20 protein-coding genes and 1 tRNA gene are annotated in these 22,481 nt (G+C 65.2%); 9 read left to right on the top strand and 12 right to left on the bottom strand.

Annotated elements, in window-relative coordinates:
- Positions 1 to 141 precede the first annotated feature (141 nt).
- Positions 142 to 888, bottom strand: a complete 747-nt coding sequence (locus tag ACH488_RS18810; protein WP_397326070.1) for a phosphoglyceromutase — start codon at positions 886 to 888, stop codon at positions 142 to 144.
- Between the two features lie 214 nt (positions 889 to 1,102).
- Here ACH488_RS18810 and ACH488_RS18805 point away from each other — a divergent pair, with 214 nt between their 5' ends.
- A complete protein-coding gene (locus ACH488_RS18805; protein ID WP_397326072.1) occupies positions 1,103 to 1,924 on the top strand; it encodes a class I SAM-dependent methyltransferase in 822 nt (273 codons plus the stop codon).
- 21 nt (positions 1,925 to 1,945) lie between these two features.
- On the opposite strand, the gene ACH488_RS18800 is transcribed toward ACH488_RS18805, so the two are convergent.
- Both ACH488_RS18800 and ACH488_RS18795 read right to left on the bottom strand, forming a co-directional pair.
- Positions 1,946 to 2,287, bottom strand: a complete 342-nt coding sequence (locus ACH488_RS18800) for a DUF2516 family protein (RefSeq protein ID WP_397326069.1) — start codon at positions 2,285 to 2,287, stop codon at positions 1,946 to 1,948.
- 10 nt (positions 2,288 to 2,297) lie between these two features.
- Complete coding sequence (locus ACH488_RS18795) at positions 2,298 to 3,482, bottom strand: trans-sulfuration enzyme family protein (protein WP_397326068.1); 1,185 nt, start codon at positions 3,480 to 3,482, stop codon at positions 2,298 to 2,300.
- A gap of 73 nt (positions 3,483 to 3,555) precedes the next feature.
- On the opposite strand from ACH488_RS18795, the gene tmk reads away from it, so the two are divergent.
- From tmk to ACH488_RS18780, 3 genes are read left to right on the top strand one after another with little or no spacing between them, the layout of a single operon-like run.
- Positions 3,556 to 4,206: a dTMP kinase gene (tmk, locus tag ACH488_RS18790; protein ID WP_397326067.1), complete on the top strand. Its 651-nt coding sequence runs from the start codon at positions 3,556 to 3,558 to the stop codon at positions 4,204 to 4,206.
- Positions 4,203 to 5,354: a DNA polymerase III subunit delta' gene (locus ACH488_RS18785; protein WP_397326066.1), complete on the top strand. Its 1,152-nt coding sequence runs from the start codon at positions 4,203 to 4,205 to the stop codon at positions 5,352 to 5,354. The genes tmk and ACH488_RS18785 overlap by 4 nt, the downstream gene beginning before the upstream one ends.
- An 8-nt stretch (positions 5,355 to 5,362) precedes the next feature.
- Complete coding sequence (locus tag ACH488_RS18780) at positions 5,363 to 6,913, top strand: alpha/beta hydrolase (RefSeq protein WP_397326065.1); 1,551 nt, start codon at positions 5,363 to 5,365, stop codon at positions 6,911 to 6,913.
- Positions 6,914 to 6,929: 16 nt separating this feature from the next.
- Here ACH488_RS18780 and ACH488_RS18775 read toward each other — a convergent pair whose 3' ends face one another.
- Positions 6,930 to 7,661, bottom strand: a complete 732-nt coding sequence (locus ACH488_RS18775) for an HAD family hydrolase (protein WP_397326064.1) — start codon at positions 7,659 to 7,661, stop codon at positions 6,930 to 6,932.
- A gap of 218 nt (positions 7,662 to 7,879) precedes the next feature.
- Between ACH488_RS18775 and ACH488_RS18770 the strand changes: the two genes are divergently transcribed.
- From ACH488_RS18770 to ppk2, 4 genes are all read left to right on the top strand, one after another.
- Positions 7,880 to 7,952: transfer RNA gene (locus ACH488_RS18770), tRNA-Thr, on the top strand.
- 243 nt (positions 7,953 to 8,195) lie between these two features.
- Complete coding sequence (locus ACH488_RS18765; protein ID WP_397326063.1) at positions 8,196 to 9,554, top strand: hemolysin family protein; 1,359 nt, start codon at positions 8,196 to 8,198, stop codon at positions 9,552 to 9,554.
- Positions 9,547 to 10,587 carry a hemolysin family protein gene (locus tag ACH488_RS18760; protein ID WP_397326062.1) on the top strand — a complete coding sequence of 347 codons (1,041 nt, stop codon included), beginning with the start codon at positions 9,547 to 9,549 and terminating at the stop codon, positions 10,585 to 10,587. The genes ACH488_RS18765 and ACH488_RS18760 overlap by 8 nt, the downstream gene beginning before the upstream one ends.
- A gap of 99 nt (positions 10,588 to 10,686) precedes the next feature.
- Complete coding sequence (ppk2, locus tag ACH488_RS18755) at positions 10,687 to 11,580, top strand: polyphosphate kinase 2 (protein WP_193594428.1); 894 nt, start codon at positions 10,687 to 10,689, stop codon at positions 11,578 to 11,580.
- A 111-nt stretch (positions 11,581 to 11,691) separates the two neighbouring features.
- On the opposite strand, the gene ACH488_RS18750 is transcribed toward ppk2, so the two are convergent.
- From ACH488_RS18750 to ACH488_RS18730, 5 genes are read right to left on the bottom strand one after another with little or no spacing between them, the layout of a single operon-like run.
- On the bottom strand, positions 11,692 to 13,251 hold the full coding sequence (locus ACH488_RS18750; RefSeq protein WP_397326061.1) for a carboxyl transferase domain-containing protein: 1,560 nt from the start codon (positions 13,249 to 13,251) through the stop codon (positions 11,692 to 11,694).
- Positions 13,252 to 14,475 (bottom strand): CaiB/BaiF CoA transferase family protein, encoded by a 1,224-nt coding sequence (locus ACH488_RS18745; protein WP_397326060.1) that lies wholly within the window; start codon positions 14,473 to 14,475, stop codon positions 13,252 to 13,254. It abuts the gene before it with no gap.
- 34 nt (positions 14,476 to 14,509) lie between these two features.
- A complete protein-coding gene (locus ACH488_RS18740; RefSeq protein ID WP_397326059.1) occupies positions 14,510 to 15,736 on the bottom strand; it encodes an amidohydrolase in 1,227 nt (408 codons plus the stop codon).
- Positions 15,737 to 15,783: 47 nt separating this feature from the next.
- On the bottom strand, positions 15,784 to 16,521 hold the full coding sequence (locus ACH488_RS18735) for a hypothetical protein (RefSeq protein ID WP_397326058.1): 738 nt from the start codon (positions 16,519 to 16,521) through the stop codon (positions 15,784 to 15,786).
- 37 nt (positions 16,522 to 16,558) lie between these two features.
- Positions 16,559 to 17,308, bottom strand: a complete 750-nt coding sequence (locus ACH488_RS18730; RefSeq protein WP_397326057.1) for a DUF5058 family protein — start codon at positions 17,306 to 17,308, stop codon at positions 16,559 to 16,561.
- 273 nt (positions 17,309 to 17,581) lie between these two features.
- Between ACH488_RS18730 and ACH488_RS18725 the strand changes: the two genes are divergently transcribed.
- Positions 17,582 to 19,030, top strand: coding sequence for an amidase (locus ACH488_RS18725; protein WP_397326056.1), 1,449 nt, complete (start codon positions 17,582 to 17,584; stop codon positions 19,028 to 19,030).
- Here ACH488_RS18725 and ACH488_RS18720 read toward each other — a convergent pair.
- The 3 genes from ACH488_RS18720 to ACH488_RS18710 form a co-directional block, all read right to left on the bottom strand.
- A complete protein-coding gene (locus tag ACH488_RS18720) occupies positions 19,011 to 19,964 on the bottom strand; it encodes an Lrp/AsnC family transcriptional regulator (RefSeq protein ID WP_397326055.1) in 954 nt (317 codons plus the stop codon). The two genes, ACH488_RS18725 and ACH488_RS18720, sit on opposite strands and share 20 nt — an antisense overlap.
- Before the next feature lie 224 nt (positions 19,965 to 20,188).
- Positions 20,189 to 21,430, bottom strand: a complete 1,242-nt coding sequence (locus ACH488_RS18715) for an AGE family epimerase/isomerase (protein ID WP_397326054.1) — start codon at positions 21,428 to 21,430, stop codon at positions 20,189 to 20,191.
- A gap of 250 nt (positions 21,431 to 21,680) precedes the next feature.
- Positions 21,681 to 22,463 (bottom strand): DeoR/GlpR family DNA-binding transcription regulator, encoded by a 783-nt coding sequence (locus ACH488_RS18710; protein WP_262277358.1) that lies wholly within the window; start codon positions 22,461 to 22,463, stop codon positions 21,681 to 21,683.
- Between the last annotated feature and the right edge of the window lie 18 nt (positions 22,464 to 22,481).

Here is a 22,481-nt window from a genome sequence, read left to right as displayed (position 1 = left end):
GGGTGTGTCCCCCCCCCCCCCCCTACCCCCCGCGGGGGGCGGGGTCCCGCGCCCGCGGTGTGGCTTTCGACATCCCCCCCCCCCCCCCCCCCCCCCCCCCCCCCCCCCCCCCCCCCCCCCGCCGTCGTACTTGGCGAAGCTTTACTTCTTGCCCTGGTTGGCTACGGCGAGGATGGCCTCTGCCGCGGCTTCGGGGTCCAGGTAGGTGCCGCCGGGGTTGACCGGCTTGAAGTCCTCGTCCAGTTCGTACACCAGCGGGATGCCGGTGGGGATGTTGAGGGAGGCGATGGCGTCGTCGCTGATGCCGTCAAGGTGCTTGACCAGGGCACGCAGGGAGTTGCCGTGTGCGGTGACCAGGACGGTCTTGCCCGCCTTGAGGTCTTCCTTGATGTCAGATTCCCAGTAAGGAAGCAGGCGGACCAGGACGTCCTTGAGGCACTCCGTGCGCGGCAGTGCGTCGCCCAGGCCGGCGTAGCGGGGGTCGTGTGCCTGCGAGAATTCGCTGTCGTCCGAGAGGGGCGGCGGCGGGGTGTCGTAGCTGCGGCGCCATTCCATGAACTGCTCTTCGCCGAACTCGGCGAGGGTCTGGGCCTTGTCCTTGCCCTGCAGTGCGCCGTAGTGGCGCTCGTTGAGGCGCCAGTCGCGCTTGACCGGGATCCAGCCGAGGTTGGCCTTGTCCAGGGCCATGTTGGCGGTGTTGATGGCACGCTTCAGGAGCGAGGTGTAGAGCACGTCCGGGAGAATGTTGTTCTCAACCAGAAGCTCTCCACCGCGTACTGCTTCGGTGCGGCCTTGATCGTTCAGGTCAACGTCCACCCAGCCGGTGAACAGGTTCTTGGCGTTCCAGTCGCTGTGGCCGTGGCGCAGCAGAATGAGCTTGTAAGTCATGGTTTTCATCCTAGCCGAGCGCCCCTCTCCCCTGCCGGGCGTTACGCCCCACGCACCCGTTCGCGCCAAGTGCACCCACTCGCGCATCTGCCGCACCCATTCGAGCCACTCGCACCAGTGGTCCGGGGTGCGGGTGGCGGCAAAGGGTGCGGCACGTAAGGGCAGCGAAGCGCGGCAAAGGGTGCGGAGCAGGGCAGGCGATAAAGTGGGGGCCGTGGTGCAAAAGGCGGAACGGGTGGGCTCTCCCCGCAACAGGGGCGGAAAGCCGGTTGGCAACATCACCCGCGGCACCACGAATCCCAACCGGATGCGCCGCCTGGACAGGTGGCTTGCCGGGCCGCAAGCGTGGCGGCTGCGCGCCGCCGTCGAGCCTTTGGTGGTGGACTTGGGCTACGGCGCCTCGCCAGCCACCGCCGTCGAGCTTTTCGAGCGGCTGCAGGCCGTCCGTCCCGATGTAAGGGTCTGCGGGATCGAGATAGAACCCGACCGCGTGCGGAACGCCAAACCGTTGGAGCGACCAGGGCTGAGCTTCCACGTGGGTGGCTTCGAGGTTCCCGTGCCCGGCAATCCCGTCCTGGTGCGGGCCTTCAACGTGCTGCGCCAATACGAGGAAGCGGACGTGCCGGCAATCTGGGGGCTGGTCCAGTCGCGGCTGGCACCGGGCGGGCTGTTCATCGACGGCACGTGCGACGAAATCGGCCGCCGGGTGACCTGGGTGGCGTTGGACTCCGAACGGCCTTTGAGCCTGAGCCTGTCCGTGCGCTTCGGCGGCTTCGAGTTGCCGTCCGAGGTGGCCGAACGGCTGCCCAAGGCCCTGATCCACCGGAATGTCCCGGGCGAGCCGGTGCACACGTTCCTGCAGGCCATGGACCGCGCCTGGTTGGAGGCGGCACCGCTGGCATCGTTCGGGAACCGGCAGCGGTGGACCGCCATGTGCCGTTCACTGCTCGACGCCGGATGGCCGCTTCAGGATGGACCGTCGCGGTGGCGCTTGGGTGAAGTCACTGTGGCGTGGGACGCCGTGGCGCCGCTCTGACCCTGGCCTACCAGCGAGTGTTTACCAGGGGCCGTACGGGCCCACGTTGCGGTTGCCGCCACTGCCGGCCTCGCGGACTGCGGGGCGGACGTCGGCGAGATACACCGAGGCTGCCGTGACTGCCGCGATGCCGAAGAGGCCCAGGCCGCTGCCGCCGCTCAGCACGGTGAGGGCGCCGATGGCGAAGGCGACGCCGGTGAGGGCCGTCCAGAACGTCTTGGTGCGCTTGGAGGCAGCCACGAACAGTGCCGGCCGGTGGCGCAGGCAATCGACGAACGCCCAAATTTCCAGGGCCAGGGCCACCAGTCCCAAGATGAAGTAGACCGCGTTGGTGACAATGGCGATCAAGAATTTTCCGTCCACGCCCTTTAGCCTAGCTGTCCAGCGACTTCAGCGCTTGCTCGAGGTCGGACCAAAGGTCTTCGACGTTTTCGATGCCCACGCTCAACCGGACCAGATTCTCGGGGACGCTGAGCGGCTCAGCCGTGTGCCGGCGTCGGCGTTCGATGAGAGACTCGACGCCGCCCAAGGACGTAGCAGGGAGCCACAGCTGCAGCGCCCGCACCAGCTGGTCGGCGGCTTCGGCACCGCTGCGGGAGTCGTCGCCGGCAATCTGGATGCAGAGGATGGAACCGAAGCCCTTCATTTGCTCCTTGGCCCGCTGGTGGCCGGGATCCGATGCAAGTCCCGGGTAGCGGATGGCTTCCACCCTCGGGTGGGTGCTGAGGCGACCGGCGAGGACAGCGGCGGACGCCTGCGAACGCTCGATCCGCAAGGCCAGCGTCCGCAAGCCACGGAGGGCCAGCCAGGCTTCGAAGGGGCCCGCGATGCCGCCGTGGATGATCCGGTGATGCAGCAACGCGGCGCGCAGATCCGGATTGGAGGTCACCAGGGCGCCGAGGACCACATCCGAATGGCCGGCCAGGTACTTGGTCACCGAGTGAAGAACGACGTCGGAACCCAGGGCCAGCGGCTGCTGCACCAGAGGCGTGGAGAACGTATTGTCCGTGACGACGATGGCCCCGGCAGCGTGCGCGGCTTCCGTCAGCGCAAGGACATCGGCGATACCCAGCATGGGGTTGGTGGGGCTCTCGAGCCACAGCAGGTCTGCGGGCTTGCCGTTTTCGGGGCTGATGAGGGCCTTGACCGCGTCCGTGTCCGCGATGTCCACGGTGCGCAGTTCGATGAAGCCCTTGTCTGCGAGCTCGGAGGCCATCACCAGGGATCCCGAGTAGCTGTGCGATGGCATGACCACCACACCTCCGGCGGGAACCAGGGAAAGCACCGAACTCACGGCGGCGAGTCCGGACCCGTAGAGCAGTCCGGGAAGCTCTGCGCCTTCGAGCTTGGCCAGGGCCTCCTCAAACGGATCCCACGTGGGGTTGGCGTAGCGTCCGTAGCCGCGATCGCCGTCGCCCAACGGACCCGTTCCGAAGTATGTGGAGGACAAGACAATGGGCGGATTGACCGGCTCATCGTGCTTGCGTTCGGGACGGCCCGCAGCCACCACAAGGGTTTCCGGGGACAAAGCTGCGGCGTGCTCTTCGGAAAGGCTCATGGCTTCAGCGTAATCGGGGGCACGGGTGTGGATGAAAGCCGTTACGTTTGCAGCCGCTCGGTAGGCTAGGCAGGTGAGTATTCAGAGTCCAGGCCTTTTCATTGCCTTCGAAGGCGGGGACGGAGCGGGCAAATCCACCCAGGCCGCACGGCTCTTCGACGCCCTTGAATCCCGGGGGTTGACCGTCCTGCGAACCCGCGAACCCGGCGGAACTCCCATTGGCGAAAAACTGCGCTCCTTGGTCCTTGAACACGGCCATGGAACCATCGACGCCCGCACTGAGGCACTGATGTTCGCCGCTGCCCGCGCGGCCCACGCCAACCAGGTGATCCGCCCCGCACTGGCAGCGGGCACCGTGGTCATTACCGACCGCTACATCGACTCCTCCGTTGCCTACCAGGGCGCAGGCCGGGGCCTCGGCGCAGATCAGGTCCGCTCCCTTAACGAGTGGGCCACCGAAAGCCTGCAGCCGGACCTGACGGTACTGCTCGACGTCGACCCTTCAGACGGGCGCCAGCGCCGCACCGCCGGGGAAGCCGCAGAAGACCGCCTGGAGTCCGAGCCGGACGACTTCCACTCGGCCATCCGCCATGCCTTCCTGGACCTCGCCTCTGCTTCGCCGTCCAGTTATCTCGTGTTGCCCGCAGCCTTGGACATTGAGACCTTGGCCTCCCGGATCCTGGAACGGGTTGAGGCGTTGCTCGGTGGGCGGGTTCCCCAATGAGCGTTTGGGACGACCTCCAGGGGCAGGCTCCTGTTGTTGCGCAGTTGAAACAGGCCGCCCAAGGCGAAGCGGGACTCACCCACGCCTGGCTCTTCACCGGCCCGCCCGGCTCCGGACGCTCCAACGCGGCCAAGGCCTTCGCCGCTGCCTTGAACTGCGAACAGGACGACGTGGCCCTTCGAGGCTGCGGACACTGCCCCTCCTGCCACACAATCCTTGGCGAAACCCACTCCGACGTGACGTTCGTGCGGACCGAGAAAGTCACCATCACCATCGACGAGGCCAGGGAACTCGTTTCCAAGGCCGGAGACAGGCCGTCCACGGGACGCTGGCGGATCATCGTGGTGGAGGACGCAGACCGCATGGCCGAACGGACCACCAACGTCCTGCTCAAGGCCATCGAGGAACCAACGCCGCGGACCATCTGGATGCTGTGCGCGCCCTCCCCCGCGGACGTGCTGGTCACCATCCGGTCCCGCTGCCGGCCGGTTACCTTGCGCCTGCCGCCGGCTTCCGACGTCGCAGACCTTTTGGTTCGCCGCGACGGCATCGACCCGCAGTTGGCTGAACGCGCGGCACGGGCAGCACAAAGCCACATTGGAATCGCACGCAGGTTGGCTCGCGATGCCGACGCCAGGGAACGCAGGCTGGAAACTGTCCGGATCCCGCTGGGCCTGCGCGGCGTCACGGCCGCGGTGATGATGGCCGAGAAACTGGTCAAGATCGCCACCGACGAGGCCAACAGTTCCAATGACGAACGGGATGCCGCGGAGAAGGTTGCGCTGTTGGCCAGCCTCGGCGCCCCGGAGTCCGGAACACTCCCGCCGTCCATGCGCAGCCAGGTCAAACAATTGGAAGACGACCAGAAGCGCCGTGCCAAGCGGTCCGTTACTGACTCGTTGGACAGGACGCTGACCGACCTGCTGTCCTTTTACAGGGACGTCTTGATCATCCAACTCGGGAACGCAGTGGAGTTGGTCAACGTTGAACTCAGGGGCGATCTCGAAGAATACGCGCGCCAATCCGCGGCGGAGACCACCCTTGCCCGGATGGACGCCATCAACAAAGCACGGGTCCGCATCACCACCACCAACGTGGCACCGCTCTTGGCAGTGGAGTCCATGGCGACGAGCCTGATCCAGCAATAGGAGAATCCATGAAGTCCGCACGCCGCCGCCGGGGGCTCGCAGCGCTCTGCCTCACGCTCGTTTCACTGCTGGTCCTCAGTGCGTGCTCGCTTCCGTTCATGCCTACTCCCACGGCGAAGCCATCCACGAGTACGGTTGATCCTTCCATCGCCGCGTCGGCACCGAAGGGACTGGAAAAGTACTACTCGCAGGCAGTGGAGTGGAGTGGCTGTGAAAACGGCTTCCAATGCGCCACCGTCAAGGTCCCGCTCGACTACGGGAACCCTTCCGGCGGGGACATCGAACTCTCCGCGATCAAGCTCTCCAGCAGCGGAAACAAGAAGGGCACCATCCTGGTCAATCCCGGCGGACCCGGCGGTTCGGGGGTGGACTTCGTCAGGGACGGCGGCAAGACCCACTTCACCCAAAAGCTGCGCTCCAACTACGACATGGTGGGCTTCGACCCCCGCGGCGTCAAGCGTTCAGCACCTGTCACCTGCATGTCCTCGGACGCTGAACGGGATGCCGCGCGGGAAAAGGTCTTCAAGGAGAACACGGACCAGGGACTTGCTGCTGCCCTGGCCTTCAACAAGTCCTTGATCCAACAGTGTGTGCAGCAGACCGGCCCCGTGCTGGAACATATCGACACCGTCAGCGCCGCCAAGGACCTCGACGTCCTCCGCGCCGTGGTCAACGATGCCAAGCTCAATTACCTCGGCTACTCCTACGGGACGTTCCTCGGCTCCACCTACGCAGCCCTGTTCCCGGACAACGTAGGACGCCTGGTGCTGGACGGGGCCGTGGATCCCTCGCTCAGCAACGAGGACCTCACCTCAGGGCAAGCCGTAGCCTTCGAGAAGGCCATCCGTTCCTACGTTTCCGACTGCCTGAACCAAAAGGACTGCCCGCTCAGCGGAAACGTGGACAACGGTGTCCAGGAGATCCGCGACCTCATCCAGGCTGTGGACGACAATCCCCAGACAGCCAAGGACGGCCGACTCGTTACCGGCAACGAATTCGTCAACGGGCTCATCCTGCCGCTCTACGATGACCAAAGCTGGCCCGCCCTGAGCCAGGCCCTGGCCAGCGCCTTCTCCGGCGATGTCTCGCAGATGCTGCGGATTGCCGATCTCGGCGCAGACCGGGAGCAGAACGGCACCTACAGTTCCAACTCGAACTTTGCCTTCACGGCCATCAACTGCCTGGACTATCCCATGGTCACCGACACCGCCGGGATGCGGGCCGAGGAAGTCCGCCTGAAGCAGGACTCCCCCACCTTCGGTGAGTTCTTCGCCTACGGCGGCGTGAGCTGCAAGGACTGGCCCTACAAGGCCACGCGAACTCCCGGAGCGGTGGATTACACAGGCTCGGCGCCGATCGTCGTCATCGGCACCACCGGAGACCCCGCCACTCCACTGGCATGGGCCCAGTCGCTGCGGAAACAGCTCGAGAACGCTTCCCTTGTCACGTGGGAAGGCGAAGGGCACACCGCCTACGGCCGCTCCAACTCGTGCGTCAGCAACGCAGTTGACGATTACTTCATCGACGGGAAGCAGCCGCAAGACGGCTTGAAGTGCTAGCTCTGGCCGCCCGGCGCTAGAAGTGCCGTGCCTCGTGCTTCTCCAGCAGCAGCGGCAACTGCTTGATGGAGTCGACCACTTCGGTGGCTCCGGCTGCCCGGAGGGTGGCTTCCGAGTGTGAACCGGTCAAGACACCGGCCATGAGTGAGGCCCCGGAGCGGACGCCGGACAGCATGTCCGAACTCGTGTCGCCAATGACCGCCACCTCCCGGACATCGTCCAAGTCCAAGGCCAGGACGGCGGTCAGGATCATGTCCGGGTAGGGACGGCCACGGCCGGCGTCGGCCGGGCACAGGCTGAGGTCTGCCAGGCCCATCCAGCCCAGGGACTCCAGGACCATGTTCTGGGTGTGCCGGCCAAAGCCTGTTGCGAGGCACACATGCATTCCTGATTCCCGCATCCAATGGATGGCGTCCTCCGCCCCCGGAATGGCGCGGACGCCGCCGTCGTCGATCAATTCGTCGTAAACCAGCTCGAACGTCTTGTTGGCGCTTTCGGCAACCACGGCGTCGTCGAAAAGATGGCTGAAGACCGTTCGCTTGGAGAAGCCCATGGTGTCCCGCGCATAGCCGAGCATGCTCTCAAAGCGGGTGCTGCCGGGCTCCACTCCGTGTTCGGCCAACGCCCGGGACATGGCCCGCTCGGTCCGGCCGTCGTCCGTGATGGTGGTCCCCACCATGTCCACCACCGCGAGCCGCAACCTGTTGGGCGTGTGGTTGGTATCCCTGGTCAATGCGTCCCCAGTCATTGCGCGGCTCCCTCGGCGAGTATTGCGTGCCGGACGGCCCCGGCAACAGTTGATTCCCCAGCTTCCGGCGGCAGGGGAAAGGCGGCTTGAACCCGGCCCGACGCCCGGGTGAACATCCCCGCAACGGCCGCCACCGCCGTCGTTTTGACCCGGGCGCCGTGCCTCTATTACAGTTATGTCTTGCGTGATCGGCCGGGAAACCGGTAGAAAGACGCGGTGCTTCCTTAGCTCAGTCGGTAGAGCGTTTCACTCGTAATGAAAAGGTCATCAGTTCGATTCTGATAGGAAGCTCGGTTGGGAACCCCTGGAAATCTTCGGATCTCCGGGGGTTCTCTGTTTCCGCGTTAGGGGCATCCGCTCGTCAACGTCCGAAGCCCCCGGTGGGTTCCCGTTTCAGCCTGCGGCGCACAAATATCCGGACTTGGCCGGCCACCCCGTAGACTTGGCCCACTATGGATGACCCTCCTTCACATATGCCCAGGCCCCTCTGCCCCCTGACCGGATTGCCGGTCCACACGGGAGAGGGGCGCCCGAATGTATGAATGGATCATGCTCGGCATAGGCCTTGTCCTCACTGTCGGCACAGGATTCTTCGTCGCCTCAGAGTTTGCGCTGGTCAATCTGGACCGCACTGAACTCGAAGCCCGCCAAGCCCGCGGCGAAAAGCGGCTGGGGGCCACCATCAACGCCCTGAAAATCACGTCGACGCACCTCTCCGGTGCACAGCTCGGCATCACCCTCACCACCCTGCTCACCGGCTATACCTTTGAACCGGCCATCAGCAGCATGCTCCGCGGCCCGCTGCAATCGGCCGGGCTGCCCGAGGCCTTCATTCCCGGTGTCGGTGCGGTGGCAGGTATCTTCCTGGCCACCATCTTCTCCATGGTGATCGGAGAACTGGTTCCCAAGAACTTCGCCTTGGCCTTGCCGCTGGCCACGGCCAAGGTAGTAGTCCCGTTCCAAGCCCTCTTCACCACGGTGTTCAAACCGGCAATCCTGCTCTTCAACAACACAGCCAACCGCATCATCCGTTCCTTCGGCATTGAGCCCAAGGAGGAACTTTCGGGTGCCCGGTCCGCGGAGGAACTGACCTCGTTGGTGCGGCGCTCGGCGTTGGAAGGCGTCCTGGACCGCGACCATGCCGAGTTGCTGAACCGGACCCTGCGCTTTTCGGAGCACACGGCTGGAGACGTGATGACGCCTCGTATCCGCATGGTTGCCGTGGATTCCGATCACACGGCCGCCGAAATCGTGGAGCTGGCATCCGCCACAGGGTTCTCGCGGTTCCCGGTGATCGGCCGCGACCGTGACGACGTTCAGGGAGTCCTCCACGTCAAGCAGGCCTTCGCGGTGCCGCTGGAAGAACGCGGATCCGTTGCCGCCACGTCCCTCATGACCGAGCCGTTGTACGTTCCGGAGTCCAAGGACGTGGATGCACTCCTGGTCCTCCTCCGCAAGCAAGGCCTGCAAGTGGCCATTGTCTCCGACGAGCACGGCGGAACAGCAGGGATCGTCACCCTGGAGGACCTCGTAGAGGAAATCGTGGGCGAACTCGAGGACGAACACGACCGCGCCAGGGCCGGGGTGGTCCGCAGCGGCCGCTCAGTTACCTTCGACGCCTCCCTGCGGCCGGACGAATTGCTGGACCGAACCGGCATTGTGGTGCCCGAAGGCGAGGAGTACGACACTGTGGCCGGCTTCATGTCCGACCAGCTGGACCGCGTTCCGGAGCTCGGTGACGAAGTGGCCATCGCCGATGGCGTGCTGCGTGTGGAACGGGTAGCCGGCCCGCAATTGGGACGAATCCGCTTCACACCGGACCCCGACGCGGACACAACCAGCACCCACGACCAGATCATCGACAAGATTTCCGAGGAGCTTGGCCATGAGTGAGTATCTTCCCGGAATCATCTGGCTGGTGATCCTGCTGGTGGTGAATGGGTTCTTCGTTGGCGCCGAGTTCGCCGTGATCTCCGCTCGGCGTTCCCAGATCGAACCAAAAGCCGAAGCCGGCAGCAAGGCCGCCAAGACCACGCTGTGGGCCATGGAACACGCCACCCTGATGCTGGCGACGAGCCAGCTGGGCATCACGGTATGTTCGCTGGTGATCCTCAACGTATCCGAGCCGGCTATCCACCACCTGCTGGAAATTCCGTTGGGGCTTACGTCCCTGCCTGCCGAGGCAATCAGCATCATCGCCTTTGCTGTCGCGCTCCTGCTGGTGACCTTCCTGCACGTTGTGGTGGGCGAAATGGTCCCCAAGAACATTTCGTTCTCTGTTCCCACAAGGGCGGCCCTGATCCTGGCGCCTCCCCTGGTGTTGGTGGCCAAGGTGTTCAAGCCCGTGATCTGGACGCTGAACGGGATCGCAAACTCCATCCTTCGGCTGTTCCGCGTGGAACCCAAGGACGAGGCAACCAGCGCCTACACCTTGGACGAGGTGGCAACCATCGTGGAGCAATCCACGCGGGTAGGAACCCTCAACGACACCAGCGGAACACTGACTGCCGCCTTCGAGTTCACGGCAAAGACCGTGGCCGACGTGGAGGTTCCGATCGCCGAAATGGTGCTCCTGCCTGCTACGTCATCGCCGGCGGACATCCAGCGGACTGTTGCGGAGCACGGGTACTCCCGGTACATCCTGACGGACACGGACGGACAGCCTTCCGGCTATCTCCACCTCAAGGACGTCATGGACCTGACAACGCCGGAGAAGTTCAGCAGTCCGGTGCCGGAGAAACGCATCCGTCGCTTGGCCTCCGTCTATGTTGGCAGCGAACTCGAAGATGCGCTGGCGTCCATGCGCAGGAGCGGTGCCCATGTTGCCCGCGTCTTCAATGCCGAAGGTGCCACCACTGGCATGCTGTTCCTTGAGGACATCATCGAAGAACTCGTGGGCGAGGTCCAGGACGTGACGAGCGCCTAACGACGCACGGGTCACCGTGGCCGGACGCTTTCGGGGCGTTCGGCCGCGGTGACTTCCAGTATTCACAGTGCGTTAACTTCCCGGCGCTACGTTCTGGCCATGACTGCTCTTGGCTCCAACCTCCACGGCTTCTCGGTCCTGGACGATGACGACGATGATCCTGTGTTGCTCGGCCCCGACGGCGTGCTGGTGGATACCTGGCGCGAGGGCTACCCCTACGCGGCCCGCCTGGACCGGGAAACGTATGAGTCGGAGAAGCGGCTGCTCCAGATCGAACTCCTCAAGCTGCAGAAGTGGGTCAAGTCCACGGGCCGCCGGGTGGTGATGGTTTTCGAGGGCCGGGACGCCGCGGGCAAAGGCGGCACCATCAAGCGTTTCACCGAGCACCTGAATCCCCGTGGCGCCCGGATTGTCGCCTTGGAGAAGCCCAGCGAACGCGAACAGAGCCAGTGGTACTTCCAGCGCTACGTCTCGCATCTGCCCGCCGCCGGCGAAATGGTGATGTTCGACCGGTCCTGGTACAACCGGGCGGGTGTGGAGCGCGTGATGTCCTTCTGTACCGAGGAGCAATACGAGAACTTCCTTCACCAAGCGCCCATTTTCGAGAAGCTGCTTGTGGACGACGGCATTGACGTGGTCAAGTTTTGGTTCTCCGTCTCCCGCACCGAGCAGCTGACACGGTTCACCATCCGGCAGGTAGATCCGGTCCGCCAGTGGAAACTCTCCCCCATGGATCTGGCTTCCTTGGACAAATGGGGTTCGTACACGGCCGCGAAGGAAGCCATGTTCCTCGAAACGGACACGGACTGGGCGCCGTGGACAGTGGTGAAGAGCAACGACAAGAAGCGCGCACGCCTCGAAGCGATGCGTCACGTCCTCAACCGCTTCGATTACACCGGCAAGGACGTGGAACTGGTGGGCACACCAGACGCCCTGATCGTGGGCCCTGCCTCGAGGATCTTCGAAGACGGCGAAACCCCGGGCAGCCACTGACGCAACAGCGCCAACAAGCGAGCGACGGCGGTACTCACCTCCCGTTGTGAGGCCCGCTCTGCGTTCTATTTCCCTACGAAACGGCGCAGAGCGGGCCTCACAAGGGAAGGGTTACGAGACCAGGGCGCGATAACGCGCTCGGCGGGCCTGCAGCCGCGCGAATCCCGGACCGGACAGCGCTCCCGATACGGCCAGGGCTTGGAGTTCGACGGCGATCACGTCACCGAGGCGGCGGCAGAACTCCACGGGCTCCGTAGCGGCATCGGGCTGTTCCGCCACCACAAGGTCCACCACGCCCCTCCCCGCGAGCGCAGCAGCCGTGATGCCCTGGCTTTCTGCGAGCGCGGGTGCGTGGGACGTGGTCCGGTGGACGATGGCCGACGCACCCTCGGGTGGCAAGGGGGCAAGCCATGCGTGTTCTGCGGCGATGGTCCGGTCGGCGGGCAACAGTGCCAACGCTCCCCCGCCGGTCCCTTGCCCCAGGAGCACGGAAAGTGTGGGTGTGGACAGGCCAAGAAGGTCGTACAGGGAGCGTGCGATCTCGGCGGCAAGTCCACCTTCCTCGGCTTCCTTGGACAGGGCGGCGCCCGGGGTGTCGATGATGGTCACCAGGGGAAGCCCAAGTTCCGACGCCAGCCGCATCCCACGCCGGGCGTCCCGTAGTGATGCGGGGCCCAGGGCTTTCCCGGGAGCATGCCCCACCACGACGCACGGTTTGGCCCCGAAGCTTGCGAGGGCCACCAGGATCCCGTTCTCCTTGGCGCCGTCGCCGGCGCCCCGCAGGAGCACGACGCTTCCCGCGGCTTCCTGCAATAACCCCGCCGTGGAAGGCCGGTGTGGGTTCCGCGAACGTTGCACGGAGTCCCAAGCTGCTGGCGGCGCCGCGGGGAACAGCGGCGCTGCAGGCTCCTGCGCGGCGGCCGCACCATCGCCGGCAGCGGACGTCCCAGCAACCTCTTCCCCATCACCGGACGCCACCAAGAGATCCAGCACGCGGCCGAAGTAGGCACTGAGCCCTTCAGGAGGTACCACGGCGTCCACCAGCCCGTGATCGAACAGGTTCTCGGCGATCTGGACATCGCCCGGGAACTCTTCACCGTGAAGCGCTGAATAGACCCGCGGCCCAAGGAACCCCAGCAGGGCACCCGGTTCGGCTGCGGTCACGTGCCCCAGCGAGCCCCAGGATGCCATGACGCCCCCGGTGGTGGGGTGCCGCAGATAGACCAGATACGGCAACCCGGCAGAGCGATGTGCCTGGACCGCTGCCACGATTTCCACCATGGCCAGGAACGCTGCGGTCCCTTCCTGCATGCGCGTCCCACCGGAAGCGGGCATGGCCACGAGCGGCAGGCCGAGGTGGGTTGCACGTTCGACGGCGGCAACCAGCCTTTGTGCCGCGTCCCGCCCGATGGAGCCGGCCAGGAAAGCGAAATCGGAGACGACGACGGCGACGCGGTGGTTCCGGACCCGGCCCTCGCCGGTGAGCACCGCCTCGTCGCTGCCGGACCTGTCGCGTGCGGCAGCCAGGTCTGCGGCGTACGCGGCGCCAGCGGAGTCAGGGCCAACCACCCCACGAACCGGGGCGTCCCACGAAACGAAAGTATCGGCGTCGAGCGTTTCTTCAAGCAGTTCCCGGGCACCGAGGCGGCGGCGAGTGGCCGTGGCGGTCATTCAGCCCTCCTCCCCCGCGGCGAGCCACTCACGGATGCCGTCGCTGTGCTCGTTGAGCAGCGGGGGTGCCGTGTGGGCGCGGCGGGTGGACTCGGCACCAGAGGCGTTGTCGAAGAAGCGCAGCGGTGGCCCGGGCAACGTGACCGGGCCCAGGAGCGGGTGTTCCACGTCCACCAGCAGCCCTTGGGATGCCACCTGGGGCCACTCATACACTTCCTTCAGGGACCGGACTTTGCCCGCGGGAATACCGGCGTCGGCGAGCTTCGAGAGGAGCGGCTCGGCGTCGTACCCGGCGAATGCCGCTTCCACCACGTCGATCACGCGGGCGCGGTTCCGCACCCGGTCCGCGTTACTGGCGAGGCCGTCCGCGGCAGGATCAAGCCCGAACGCGGATGTGAAAGCGGCCCACAGCTTTTCGCTCCCCACACTGATTTGGACGCTCCCGTTCCGGCAACGGAACAGGCCGTACGGCGCGATGGAGGGGTGATGGTTTCCCTGCGCTTCGGGCGACTCCCCCGCCACGGTGACCTTGGTCCCCTGGAACGCATGCACCCCGACGAGGGACGCCAGCAAGGACGTCCGGACCACTTGCCCCTGGCCTGTCCGTTCGCGTTGCAGCAGGGCTGCGACCACTCCGTAGGCGCCGTACATGCCAGACAGGAGATCGGCTATGGGCACGCCCACGCGTTGGGGATCTTCGGGGCCGGAACCCGTGAGCGACATGATCCCGGCTTCGCCCTGCAGGATCTGGTCGTAGCCGCTGCGGTGGGATTCGGGGCCATCGTGGCCGAAGCCTGTGATGGACAGGATCACCAAACGGGGATTGATGGCGTGCATGGCATCGGTGCTGAAGCCGAGCCGTTCCAGGACACCGGGCCGGAAGTTTTCCACCACTACGTCAGCACGTTCCAGCAACTGCCGCAGTACGGCGCGGCCGTCGTCGCTCTTGAGGTCCAAGGCAAGCGATTCCTTGTTGCGGTTGCAGGACAAAAAGTACGCCGCCTGCGGATCATCCTCGGGCCCAACGAACGGCGGTCCCCAACCCCGGGTGTCGTCCCCGGTTCCAGGGTTCTCGATCTTGATGACCCTGGCACCGAGGTCGCCCATCATCATGGCGGCGTGCGGTCCGGCGAGCGCTCGGCTCAGGTCCACCACGAGGCGGCCGGAGAGCGGACCGACGGTATCCCGGAGGACAGGGGCTGTTTCGGTGAGTACTGAAGTCATGGACATTCCTCGAAGATCAGTTGCCGAAGCAAGCTCAGTTGCCCAGGCGGGACAGGAGCACGGCGACGGCGGCAGAGACTCCGCCGGCCAGGGAACCTTCCAGCTCGGGGGCGAACAAGGGCGAATGGTTCACGGGTACCGGCCCGGGCCCTTCAAAGGCGGATGCGGGCGTGCCGCCGAACATCCAGAACACGGACGGCACGCCGATGGCCGTACCCAGGTGCCCGAAGTCCTCGCTCCCCATCATCGGCGGGGTCACTTCGACTGACTCCGCCCCGAGCGCACCGCTCAGTGCCGCGAGAACTGAAGGAACGGCGTCGGGGTCATTGAAGCACTGCGGGAAGCGGTACAGCTCCTCGATCTGCGGCGTGGGCGCGCCGGACGCGGCGGCCTCGGCCTCGATGATGCGGCGGACGGCGGCGAGGACCTGGCCACGCACATCCTCGTCGAAGGTACGGATGTTGAGCGTGAACTCGGCCGAGGCCGGGATGATGTTTTCCTTGAGCCCGGCGTGGAAAGTCCCAACGGTCACGACGGCGGACTTCCGCGGGTCCAGCTCACGGGACACGATGGTCTGCAGCCGCGTGACCATGTGCGCCGCCATGACGATGGGATCGATGGAGTCCTGTGGCTGCGAACCGTGGGATTGCTGGCCGTGGACAGTGACTCTGAGCGAATCCGCCATGGCCGCGACCGGTCCGCTGGAGATGGACACGGTACCCACCGGGCGGGGCATGACGTGCTGCCCGAACACCACCTCCGGCTGTGGAGCCTTGTCCCACAGCCCGTCGTCGAGCATGGCCAGGGCGCCTGCCGCGGTCTCTTCACCGGGCTGGAAGATCAGCACCAGGGTCCCGGCCCACGCGTCCCGGTTGCCGGCGAGGATTTCGGCGGCGCCCAGCAGGCTCGCCACGTGGGTGTCATGGCCGCAACCGTGCATCACGGGAACCTCTGTGCCGTCCAGCATGCCTTTGTCCGTGCTGGCGTACTCCAGGCCGGTGGCTTCCTCGATGGGCAGGCCGTCAGTGTCCGCCCGGAAGGCAACTACTGGACCGCGGCCGTTCCGCAGGACACCCACCACTCCGGTGCCGCCGCAGCGGAAATGCTCCACGCCCAAACGGTCGAGTTGTTCCTCGATGAGGGCTGCCGTGGCGTGCTCCTGCATGGACAGCTCGGGGTGGGCGTGCAGGCGGCGGTACAGGGCGTGAAGCTTGGTGGCCTGTTCGTTGTCGAGTTCCAGGGCGGTGGCGGTTTGCGTCATGGTGGTCTTCTTTCTGGTGCGTTGTGTGGGCTTGCCGTGCAGCTGGGTTACTCGATGTGGATGGGCTTCGCGGCCGCCACCTGCTTTCCGCGGAAGAACCAGGCCAGCAGGATGGTGCCGAGCACGGCGATGGCGGTGGACACCATCGCGAGCGACGGCACCAGCGGCAGGACCACGAACACGACGACGGCGGAGACCAGGAGCGCGAAGACGGTGGTCCGGGGCTGCTTCATGGAGACGATTGCCTGAACCAGCACTGCGCCGAGAACGGTGGGCAGGACATACAAGCGCGTAACGGTCAGTACCGAGGGCGGAATGACGCTGATCAGCCAGCTGCCGAGCAATCCCACGAAGATCGCGAGGGAGACCAGGTGCACCACGGCGGCTCCGCAGATAGCGACGACGGCGGCAAGTTCGGCACGCTTGCTCCCCGGCTTGGCGCCGATGTTGGTCTGCGCGATGAGGGCGGCCGGGAGGAGCTTGTTGGAGATGTTGCCGATCATGAAGGCCTGGTACATCGCTGCAGGACCAAGGATTGGGTAGTAGGTCAAGGGTTCGACGATCCAGATGATGCCGAACGTCGCTGCAACGGCGGCGAAGGCGATCCAGAGCTGGGCGGGTGCTATGTCCAGACCGCCCGCGAAAACGAGGTAGAGCGGACCCGCCACGGAAATCAGCAGGCCGGCGATCATGGTGATCTGGCCCCAGCGGGATGTGGTCCGGTTGAAGTCGGCCATGGCCGTGCCGGTGGTTGGAGTAATGGCGGCAGAAGTTGTGGAAGTCATGGGGATGTTCCTTGTCTCTTGCTCAGTGCTTGCGGGCTCAGGCGCCGGCGGCGAGGAACGCCGCACCCAGGCCGATGACGATGGAGAAACCGAGGCCCCATTCCCGGAGCCAGCTCTTGCCGAGCCTCTTGGCCAACAGCAGGCAGATGCCCATGACCGCGGCGGAAACGATGAAGGAAAGGACGTGGATGCCGGACTTGGGAAGTTCCGTCAGGCCCAGGCAGGAGAACGCGCCGATCAGCGCCGCGGCGGGAACAATGGCCATCGCTGCAGGGTTGACGGCCCGGATCTTGGCGTCGCCCTTGCGGAGCACCGGGGTGAGGATGAGGGTGGCCAGCATCCACATGGCACCACCGATGCTCATGGCGAAGAAGGCAACGGCGAAGACGCTTTGGGTGTAGCTGGCATCGCCGAGCTTGGCTCCCATGGAACCTGCTGCGATGCCGGCAGCGGAGACGTCGTAGGCAGCGGAACCGATGAGGCCGATGCGGGACAACACCGCGGGAGCCCCGAAAAGGCCAAGGAGTGCGATAGCCACGAGCGAGACGGCCAAGGAAGGTCCGATCGCGGAAACGGCACCGGAACGGAACGAGGTCTTGATGTCCTGCGTGCTCATCTCGACGGAGGGCGCCGCGCGGCGGGCTGCCTTCATGAAGATGAGGGATTGGATGATGATGACACCGAAAACGCCGGCCACGCAGATCCAGAGAACGGGGTTGTTGGCGATGGCCAGAATGTCGGTGGGGCTGTTGGATGCGAGCGGTTGAAGTGCCAGGGGTTGGTGCATGGAAACCTCCGGTAGCGGGCCCCGCGCAGTCCACATCCCAACCACATCGTTGCGGCTGTTTCCTGCCGAGGGGCAAATCAGGCCCGTCGACCAGATCGGCCAGCGGGTTAGGAACACCTTCCGCTATGAGCCGGATCACAAACAATAGCTGACGGAATCAGCCATCTAGTTGGCCGAAACAGTCAAACACGGCCTCGGTATCACGCGGGACTTCCACTGGCTCGGTGTGACTCGGCACACTTTCAGGCAGCGACCATCCAGCAAAGGAGCACCATGTCCCACACCACTGGCGAGCTGTCCGCCGTCGAACTCACCGCAGCGATCCGCACGAAGGAGATCTCGGCCCGGGAGGCCCTGGACAATCACCTCCAGCGCATCGCGGAGGTGAACCCGACCATCAACGCCGTGGTAACGCTGGAGCCCGATGGTGCGCAGGCCTTGGCACATCAAGCCGACCAGCTGACAGCGTCCGGAGCCGAACTGCCGCCGCTGCACGGCCTGCCCATGACGCACAAGGACACCAACAACACCGCCGGGATGCGCACCACCCAGGGCTCCCTCGCCTTGCGCGACTTTGTGCCCGACGCCGACGACCTCATCATTGCGCGGCTCAAGGCGGCCGGCGTGGTCAGCACCGGCAAGTCCAATGTCCCGGAATTCGGCGCGGGCTCGCACACCTTCAACGACCTCTTCGGGACCACCACCAATCCGTACGCGCCCACACTGAGCGCCGGCGGAAGCAGCGGCGGGGTTGCCGCCGTCGTCGCTTCCCGCGTCCAAAGCATCGGTGACGGCAGTGACATGGGCGGTTCGCTCCGCATCCCGGCGTCCTTTTGCAACGTGGTGGGTTTCAGGCCGTCGACGGCGGTGATCCCCATGCCGTCCGACGTCAACGCTTATGCGTGGCTGGGACGGACGGGGCCGATGGCACGGACCGTGGAGGACATTGCCCTGTTCATGTCCGTCACCGCCGGAACCGACCGGCGCGTCCCCCAACCTGCAGGGCTGGATCCGAAAGTGTTCCGTGAGTCGCTGGAGACGGACATGCGCGGCGTGCGGATCGGCTGGTCGCGGGACTTCGGCATCGGCATCCCCGTTGAGCCCGAGATCGTGGAACACCTGGAACGGCAGCTTGCGGTGTTCGAAGAACTCGGCGCCATTGTGGAGGAAGCAACCCCGGACTTCAGCGAAGCGGACCTGGTGTTCGGCAACACGAGGGCCATGGATTTCGCTGCAGGGCTGGGACCCCTCGTGGAACGTGCGGGCGATGTCATCAAGCCTGAAGTGCACTGGAATGTGAACAAGGGACTCGCCCTGACTGCCCGGGACCTGATTGAAACTGCTGCTGCCCGGACCCGGCTTGAAGCCGGAGTCCAGTCATTCTTCGGCCGCTACGACCTCTTCGCGAGTCCTTGCGCCCAGGTGCTGCCGTTCGACGCGACCCTGCGGTACCCGGCCTCGGTTGCCGGCGTTGCCTCCGAAACGTACCTCGACTGGATGCGTTCGGCCTGCGTACTTTCTGCCACGGGCCTTCCGGTGCTGAGCGTGCCCGCGGGATTCAGCCGGGCAGGGTTGCCGATCGGCCTCCAGCTGGCCAGCAACCACTACACGGACATGCGGCTGCTCCGCTGGGGCCGGGCCTTCGAGCAGCAGACGGGGTACGCCGCCGTCGCGCCTGTTATCCCAACTGGGGTGCCGGCCCTTACGACGGTGCCCGCATAAAGCGGCCACCGCGTTTCTGGGCGTCGAGCAGGATGGAGACGTCCACTCCGGATGCGTACTGTGCCCACTCCGAAGCTGTGATGAAACGGTAAAGGGCGGACATATCCCCCACGGTGACGTCGGCGATCACTTGGTAGTCGCCGGCGATTGCTGCGGCGTAGCGGACCATGGGGAGTTCGGCGAGGCTCTTACCCAGTTGTTCAACGTGCTTTGGCGCCGCCCGGATCCAGAGCAAGGCTTCAACGGCGAGGCCGAAAGCTGCCGGTTCGATGACTACCCGCAAATGGACCTGGTTGTTGGCCAAAAGCCATTCGCTGCGGCGGCGGACGGTCGCTTCCGAGACGCCCACCCGACGGCCCAGCGCCTCGAAGCTCATCCGGCCATCGGCGCACAAGGCTTCCACGATCTCGTTGTCCTGGCGGCTCAGTTCCTTCTGGGCCTCCAGGATGCCCGAGTCCACGGTGAGGTGTGACCGCAGCGCCTCAGCCCGGTCCGCGCTGAGGATTTCCGGCCGCCACCCCCGAATGGTCCGGAAGTATCGCAGCACCGGGTAGCTCGTTGAATCCCTCAGGCCGATGGTGGAGGGGAGTTCGTCCGAGAGCACGTCAGCCATGTGCTTGGGGTCCGTCATGATCTCGGCCACGCAGTCACCGGTGCCTGTTGTGGTGTAGACGAACGTGATGTCTTTTCGCTGGGCCAGCGCTTTCGCTGCCGTCCGCACCGTTCCGGGAATGCACCGCATCTCGAAGAGCACCGCCGCCGGTTTGGGCCGGACGCCCACCACCGCGACCGCTCCCGATTCCAGGAGCTGGGAGCCCCGGCGTGCAACCGTTCGCTCAGCTTCCCCCAACACAGCAGCCATCTTGCGCCACGGGCAGCGCGGATCGATCTGGAGGGCGGCCACGATCTGCCGCTCCAATGCGTCAAACAACACCGTGGGCGCTCCGTTCGGTTCGTTGGAGCCTCGGTTTCTGTCACGGGCCCACAGACAGAATATAAGGGCGACACTGAGCCGGGGCCGACCCAGCCGGGGCGACAGGCAAGTCCTGGCACCCCGGCCCTACCGCGCAGGTCGTCCCATAGCAGGGGAAAGTCAAAATGATCCCCCGGTCCGCCTTCCCCGTATTGATGTCAAGTGCTCGGGGTTGACGCAGCAGCTTAGTGGAGGCGCGAGTCCAGCAACCCGGCCGCTAGTGCCGGAGCCAGGCCGGGCGCCAGTGGGAGCCGTGGAACAACGAGGCAGTGCCACAAGTGGTAGACGTCTGCCTTGCCCGACCACACAGTCGAAGCCACGTTGCCTTGCTCGTCCAGTTCCTGCTTCCAGGAGCCATGCTCGTAGTCGATGAACCAGTCGCGTGCGTGGTCCCAGATCCGCTCGTACCAGTCTGCGTAGCGCTGGTCTCCAGTGGCCATGTACAGCGCCGCTGCACCGCCGATCGCTTCCACCGGCACCCACCGGATGCGGGACGTGACAACGGGCTTCCCCTCCCAGTCCACGGAGTACACGAAGCCGGGATGGCCATCCGGCTGCCAGGCATCGCGGATGGCGGCGTCGAACAGGCCCCGGGCGTCCTCCGTCAACCAGGACGGCGCCTCCAAGCCCCTGGCCTCGAGGCCGGCGCGGAGGTGCAGGAGCAAGCGCGCCCATTCCACCCAGTGACCAGGCGTTCCGCCGTAAGCACGGAATTGGCTTGCGCGGTGGTCCGTGTTGTATTCCGGGATCGGGTTCCAGTCAGGGTCGAAGTGCTCGAAGACGCGGTAGTTGTTGTTGCGCGCGAACTGATGGATGAGCACTTCGGCGATGTGGAGGGCGCGTTCGATCCAGCGGTTCTCGCCCGTCACGTCAGCAACAATGAGGTAAGCCTCCACGGAGTGCATGCTGGCGTTGCCGCCACGGTAGGCCTCGGTTTCCGTGAAGTCGCGGTTCCAGGAGTCAAAGCACATGTTGGCTTCGTGGTCCCAGAATTTGGAGTCGGCTATGTGCAGGGCTTCCTTGAGCAGCTCCTGCGCGCCCGGCCGGCGGGCCGCGACGGCGCTGGCTGCCGCCAGGAGCACGAAGGAATGCTGGTACCCGGACTTTGCGTCGTTCACGGGCCCGTTCTCGTCCACTTCGGCGTACCACCCGCCATGCTCACTGTCACGGAAGACTCCGTTGAGCGCGGCTATGCCGTGGTCCACCATGGATGCCGCACCGGGCCGTCCCATCAAGGCTGCCACCGCGAAACTGTGGACCATTCGCGCAGTGATCCACAGGTGGGTCGGCTTGCCCGGGTCCACCTTGCCGTAGTTGTCCAGCCAACCGAATCCTGTGGCGACCTTTGAACCGGCCGCGAAGTTGATGAGCCGGTCCGTTTCTGCTTCGAGCCAACGTGCGTGAGCGGCGCTGTTCAGCCACGTCATGTGCTTCTCCTCAATGATTATGGGGCCGCCAAAGGGGCCTGTTGTGATGTTAACTCGTACTGATGGAATTCCACCAGAGAGAGTTTGAATTCAGACATTCAGATTTCAAGGCTCCGCCAAGGTTGACGACGCGCCGTGAAGCGGCGGGTTGCGCCGTCGTCGATCCGGACGCAAGGATGCCCGACGCCGGTCAATCGCCAGGGTGGGTCAGGAGCCAGTCGCTCCGGCAGGCAGGACCGCAGTAATGCGGTCAGGCCGCCACGATGAGTTTCACGTCGGCCGCCTTCAACGCGGCCTCAATCTCCCGTGGTGGCGGCGCGTCCGTCACCAGAACATCTACCGCATCAAACACCGCCAGTTTGGCCAGCGCATACCGCAGCATTTTCTGGTGCGTAGCGACCACTACCACCTGCTCGGCCGATGCCATGAGGGCAAGCTTCGTGGCCCGTTCAACATCACGTTCAATGTAGAACGCTTCATCGTGGATCCCGCTGACTCCGATGAAGGCGGTCTTGGCGCGCAGGCCCTGGGCGGCACTGACCGTCATGGGACCGTTGAACGCCTGGCTGTCCAGCAAGAGTTCGCCGCCCAGGCAAATGGTCCGTGCGGACGTCAGTTGCAGGCACCGCTGAATGGCTGGCGCCGAATGGGTGATGATCGTGCCCATGAAGGACGCCGGCAGTTCCTGGGCGATCTGGTACGTCGTGGTTCCTGCATCAAGGATGATGGCGTCGCGTTCGGCCACCATGTCCACGCAGGCCTTGGCAACACGCTGCTTCGCATCGGCATCCTCACGGGCACGTGCCGCGAAGTCAGCGTTTTGTCCATGTCCTTCAACCGCACTTACCCCACCATGGACCACCTTGACCAGTCCCAGCTTGGACAGCGCCCGGGTGTCGCGGCGGACTGTCATGTCCGAGACGTCGAAAGTCCCGGCCAGGTCCGCCGTGGAAAGGAATCCCCGCCGGCCGAGCTCGTCCAGAATGGTGCGCTGACGCGGCGTCAGCGGCGCCTCTTCCCGTGCGATGCTCATGGCTTCCCCTTTCCTGTC

The organism is Paenarthrobacter sp. NPDC018779 (genome assembly GCF_044391085.1).
GTDB lineage: Bacteria > Actinomycetota > Actinomycetes > Actinomycetales > Micrococcaceae > Arthrobacter.
The sequence above is the reverse complement of the archived record's forward strand: the minus strand, read 5'-3'. Positions and strand labels throughout refer to the sequence as shown.

What these genes read in the sequence shown, in the direction of transcription:
- ACH488_RS18810 (WP_397326070.1), bottom strand. Translation starts at nt 888, where the DNA reads ATGACTTACAAGCTCATTCTGCTGCGCCACGGCCACAGCGACTGGAAC.
- ACH488_RS18795 (WP_397326068.1), bottom strand. Translation starts at nt 3,482, where the DNA reads ATGAGCCTTTCCGAAGAGCACGCCGCAGCTTTGTCCCCGGAAACCCTT.
- ACH488_RS18785 (WP_397326066.1), top strand. Translation starts at nt 4,203, where the DNA reads ATGAGCGTTTGGGACGACCTCCAGGGGCAGGCTCCTGTTGTTGCGCAG.
- ACH488_RS18780 (WP_397326065.1), top strand. Translation starts at nt 5,363, where the DNA reads ATGAAGTCCGCACGCCGCCGCCGGGGGCTCGCAGCGCTCTGCCTCACG.
- ACH488_RS18775 (WP_397326064.1), bottom strand. Translation starts at nt 7,661, where the DNA reads ATGACTGGGGACGCATTGACCAGGGATACCAACCACACGCCCAACAGG.
- ACH488_RS18765 (WP_397326063.1), top strand. Translation starts at nt 8,196, where the DNA reads ATGTATGAATGGATCATGCTCGGCATAGGCCTTGTCCTCACTGTCGGC.
- ACH488_RS18760 (WP_397326062.1), top strand. Translation starts at nt 9,547, where the DNA reads ATGAGTGAGTATCTTCCCGGAATCATCTGGCTGGTGATCCTGCTGGTG.
- ppk2 (WP_193594428.1), top strand. Translation starts at nt 10,687, where the DNA reads ATGACTGCTCTTGGCTCCAACCTCCACGGCTTCTCGGTCCTGGACGAT.
- ACH488_RS18750 (WP_397326061.1), bottom strand. Translation starts at nt 13,251, where the DNA reads ATGACCGCCACGGCCACTCGCCGCCGCCTCGGTGCCCGGGAACTGCTT.
- ACH488_RS18745 (WP_397326060.1), bottom strand. Translation starts at nt 14,475, where the DNA reads ATGACTTCAGTACTCACCGAAACAGCCCCTGTCCTCCGGGATACCGTC.
- ACH488_RS18740 (WP_397326059.1), bottom strand. Translation starts at nt 15,736, where the DNA reads ATGACGCAAACCGCCACCGCCCTGGAACTCGACAACGAACAGGCCACC.
- ACH488_RS18735 (WP_397326058.1), bottom strand. Translation starts at nt 16,521, where the DNA reads ATGACTTCCACAACTTCTGCCGCCATTACTCCAACCACCGGCACGGCC.
- ACH488_RS18730 (WP_397326057.1), bottom strand. Translation starts at nt 17,308, where the DNA reads ATGCACCAACCCCTGGCACTTCAACCGCTCGCATCCAACAGCCCCACC.
- ACH488_RS18725 (WP_397326056.1), top strand. Translation starts at nt 17,582, where the DNA reads ATGTCCCACACCACTGGCGAGCTGTCCGCCGTCGAACTCACCGCAGCG.
- ACH488_RS18715 (WP_397326054.1), bottom strand. Translation starts at nt 21,430, where the DNA reads ATGACGTGGCTGAACAGCGCCGCTCACGCACGTTGGCTCGAAGCAGAA.
- ACH488_RS18710 (WP_262277358.1), bottom strand. Translation starts at nt 22,463, where the DNA reads ATGAGCATCGCACGGGAAGAGGCGCCGCTGACGCCGCGTCAGCGCACC.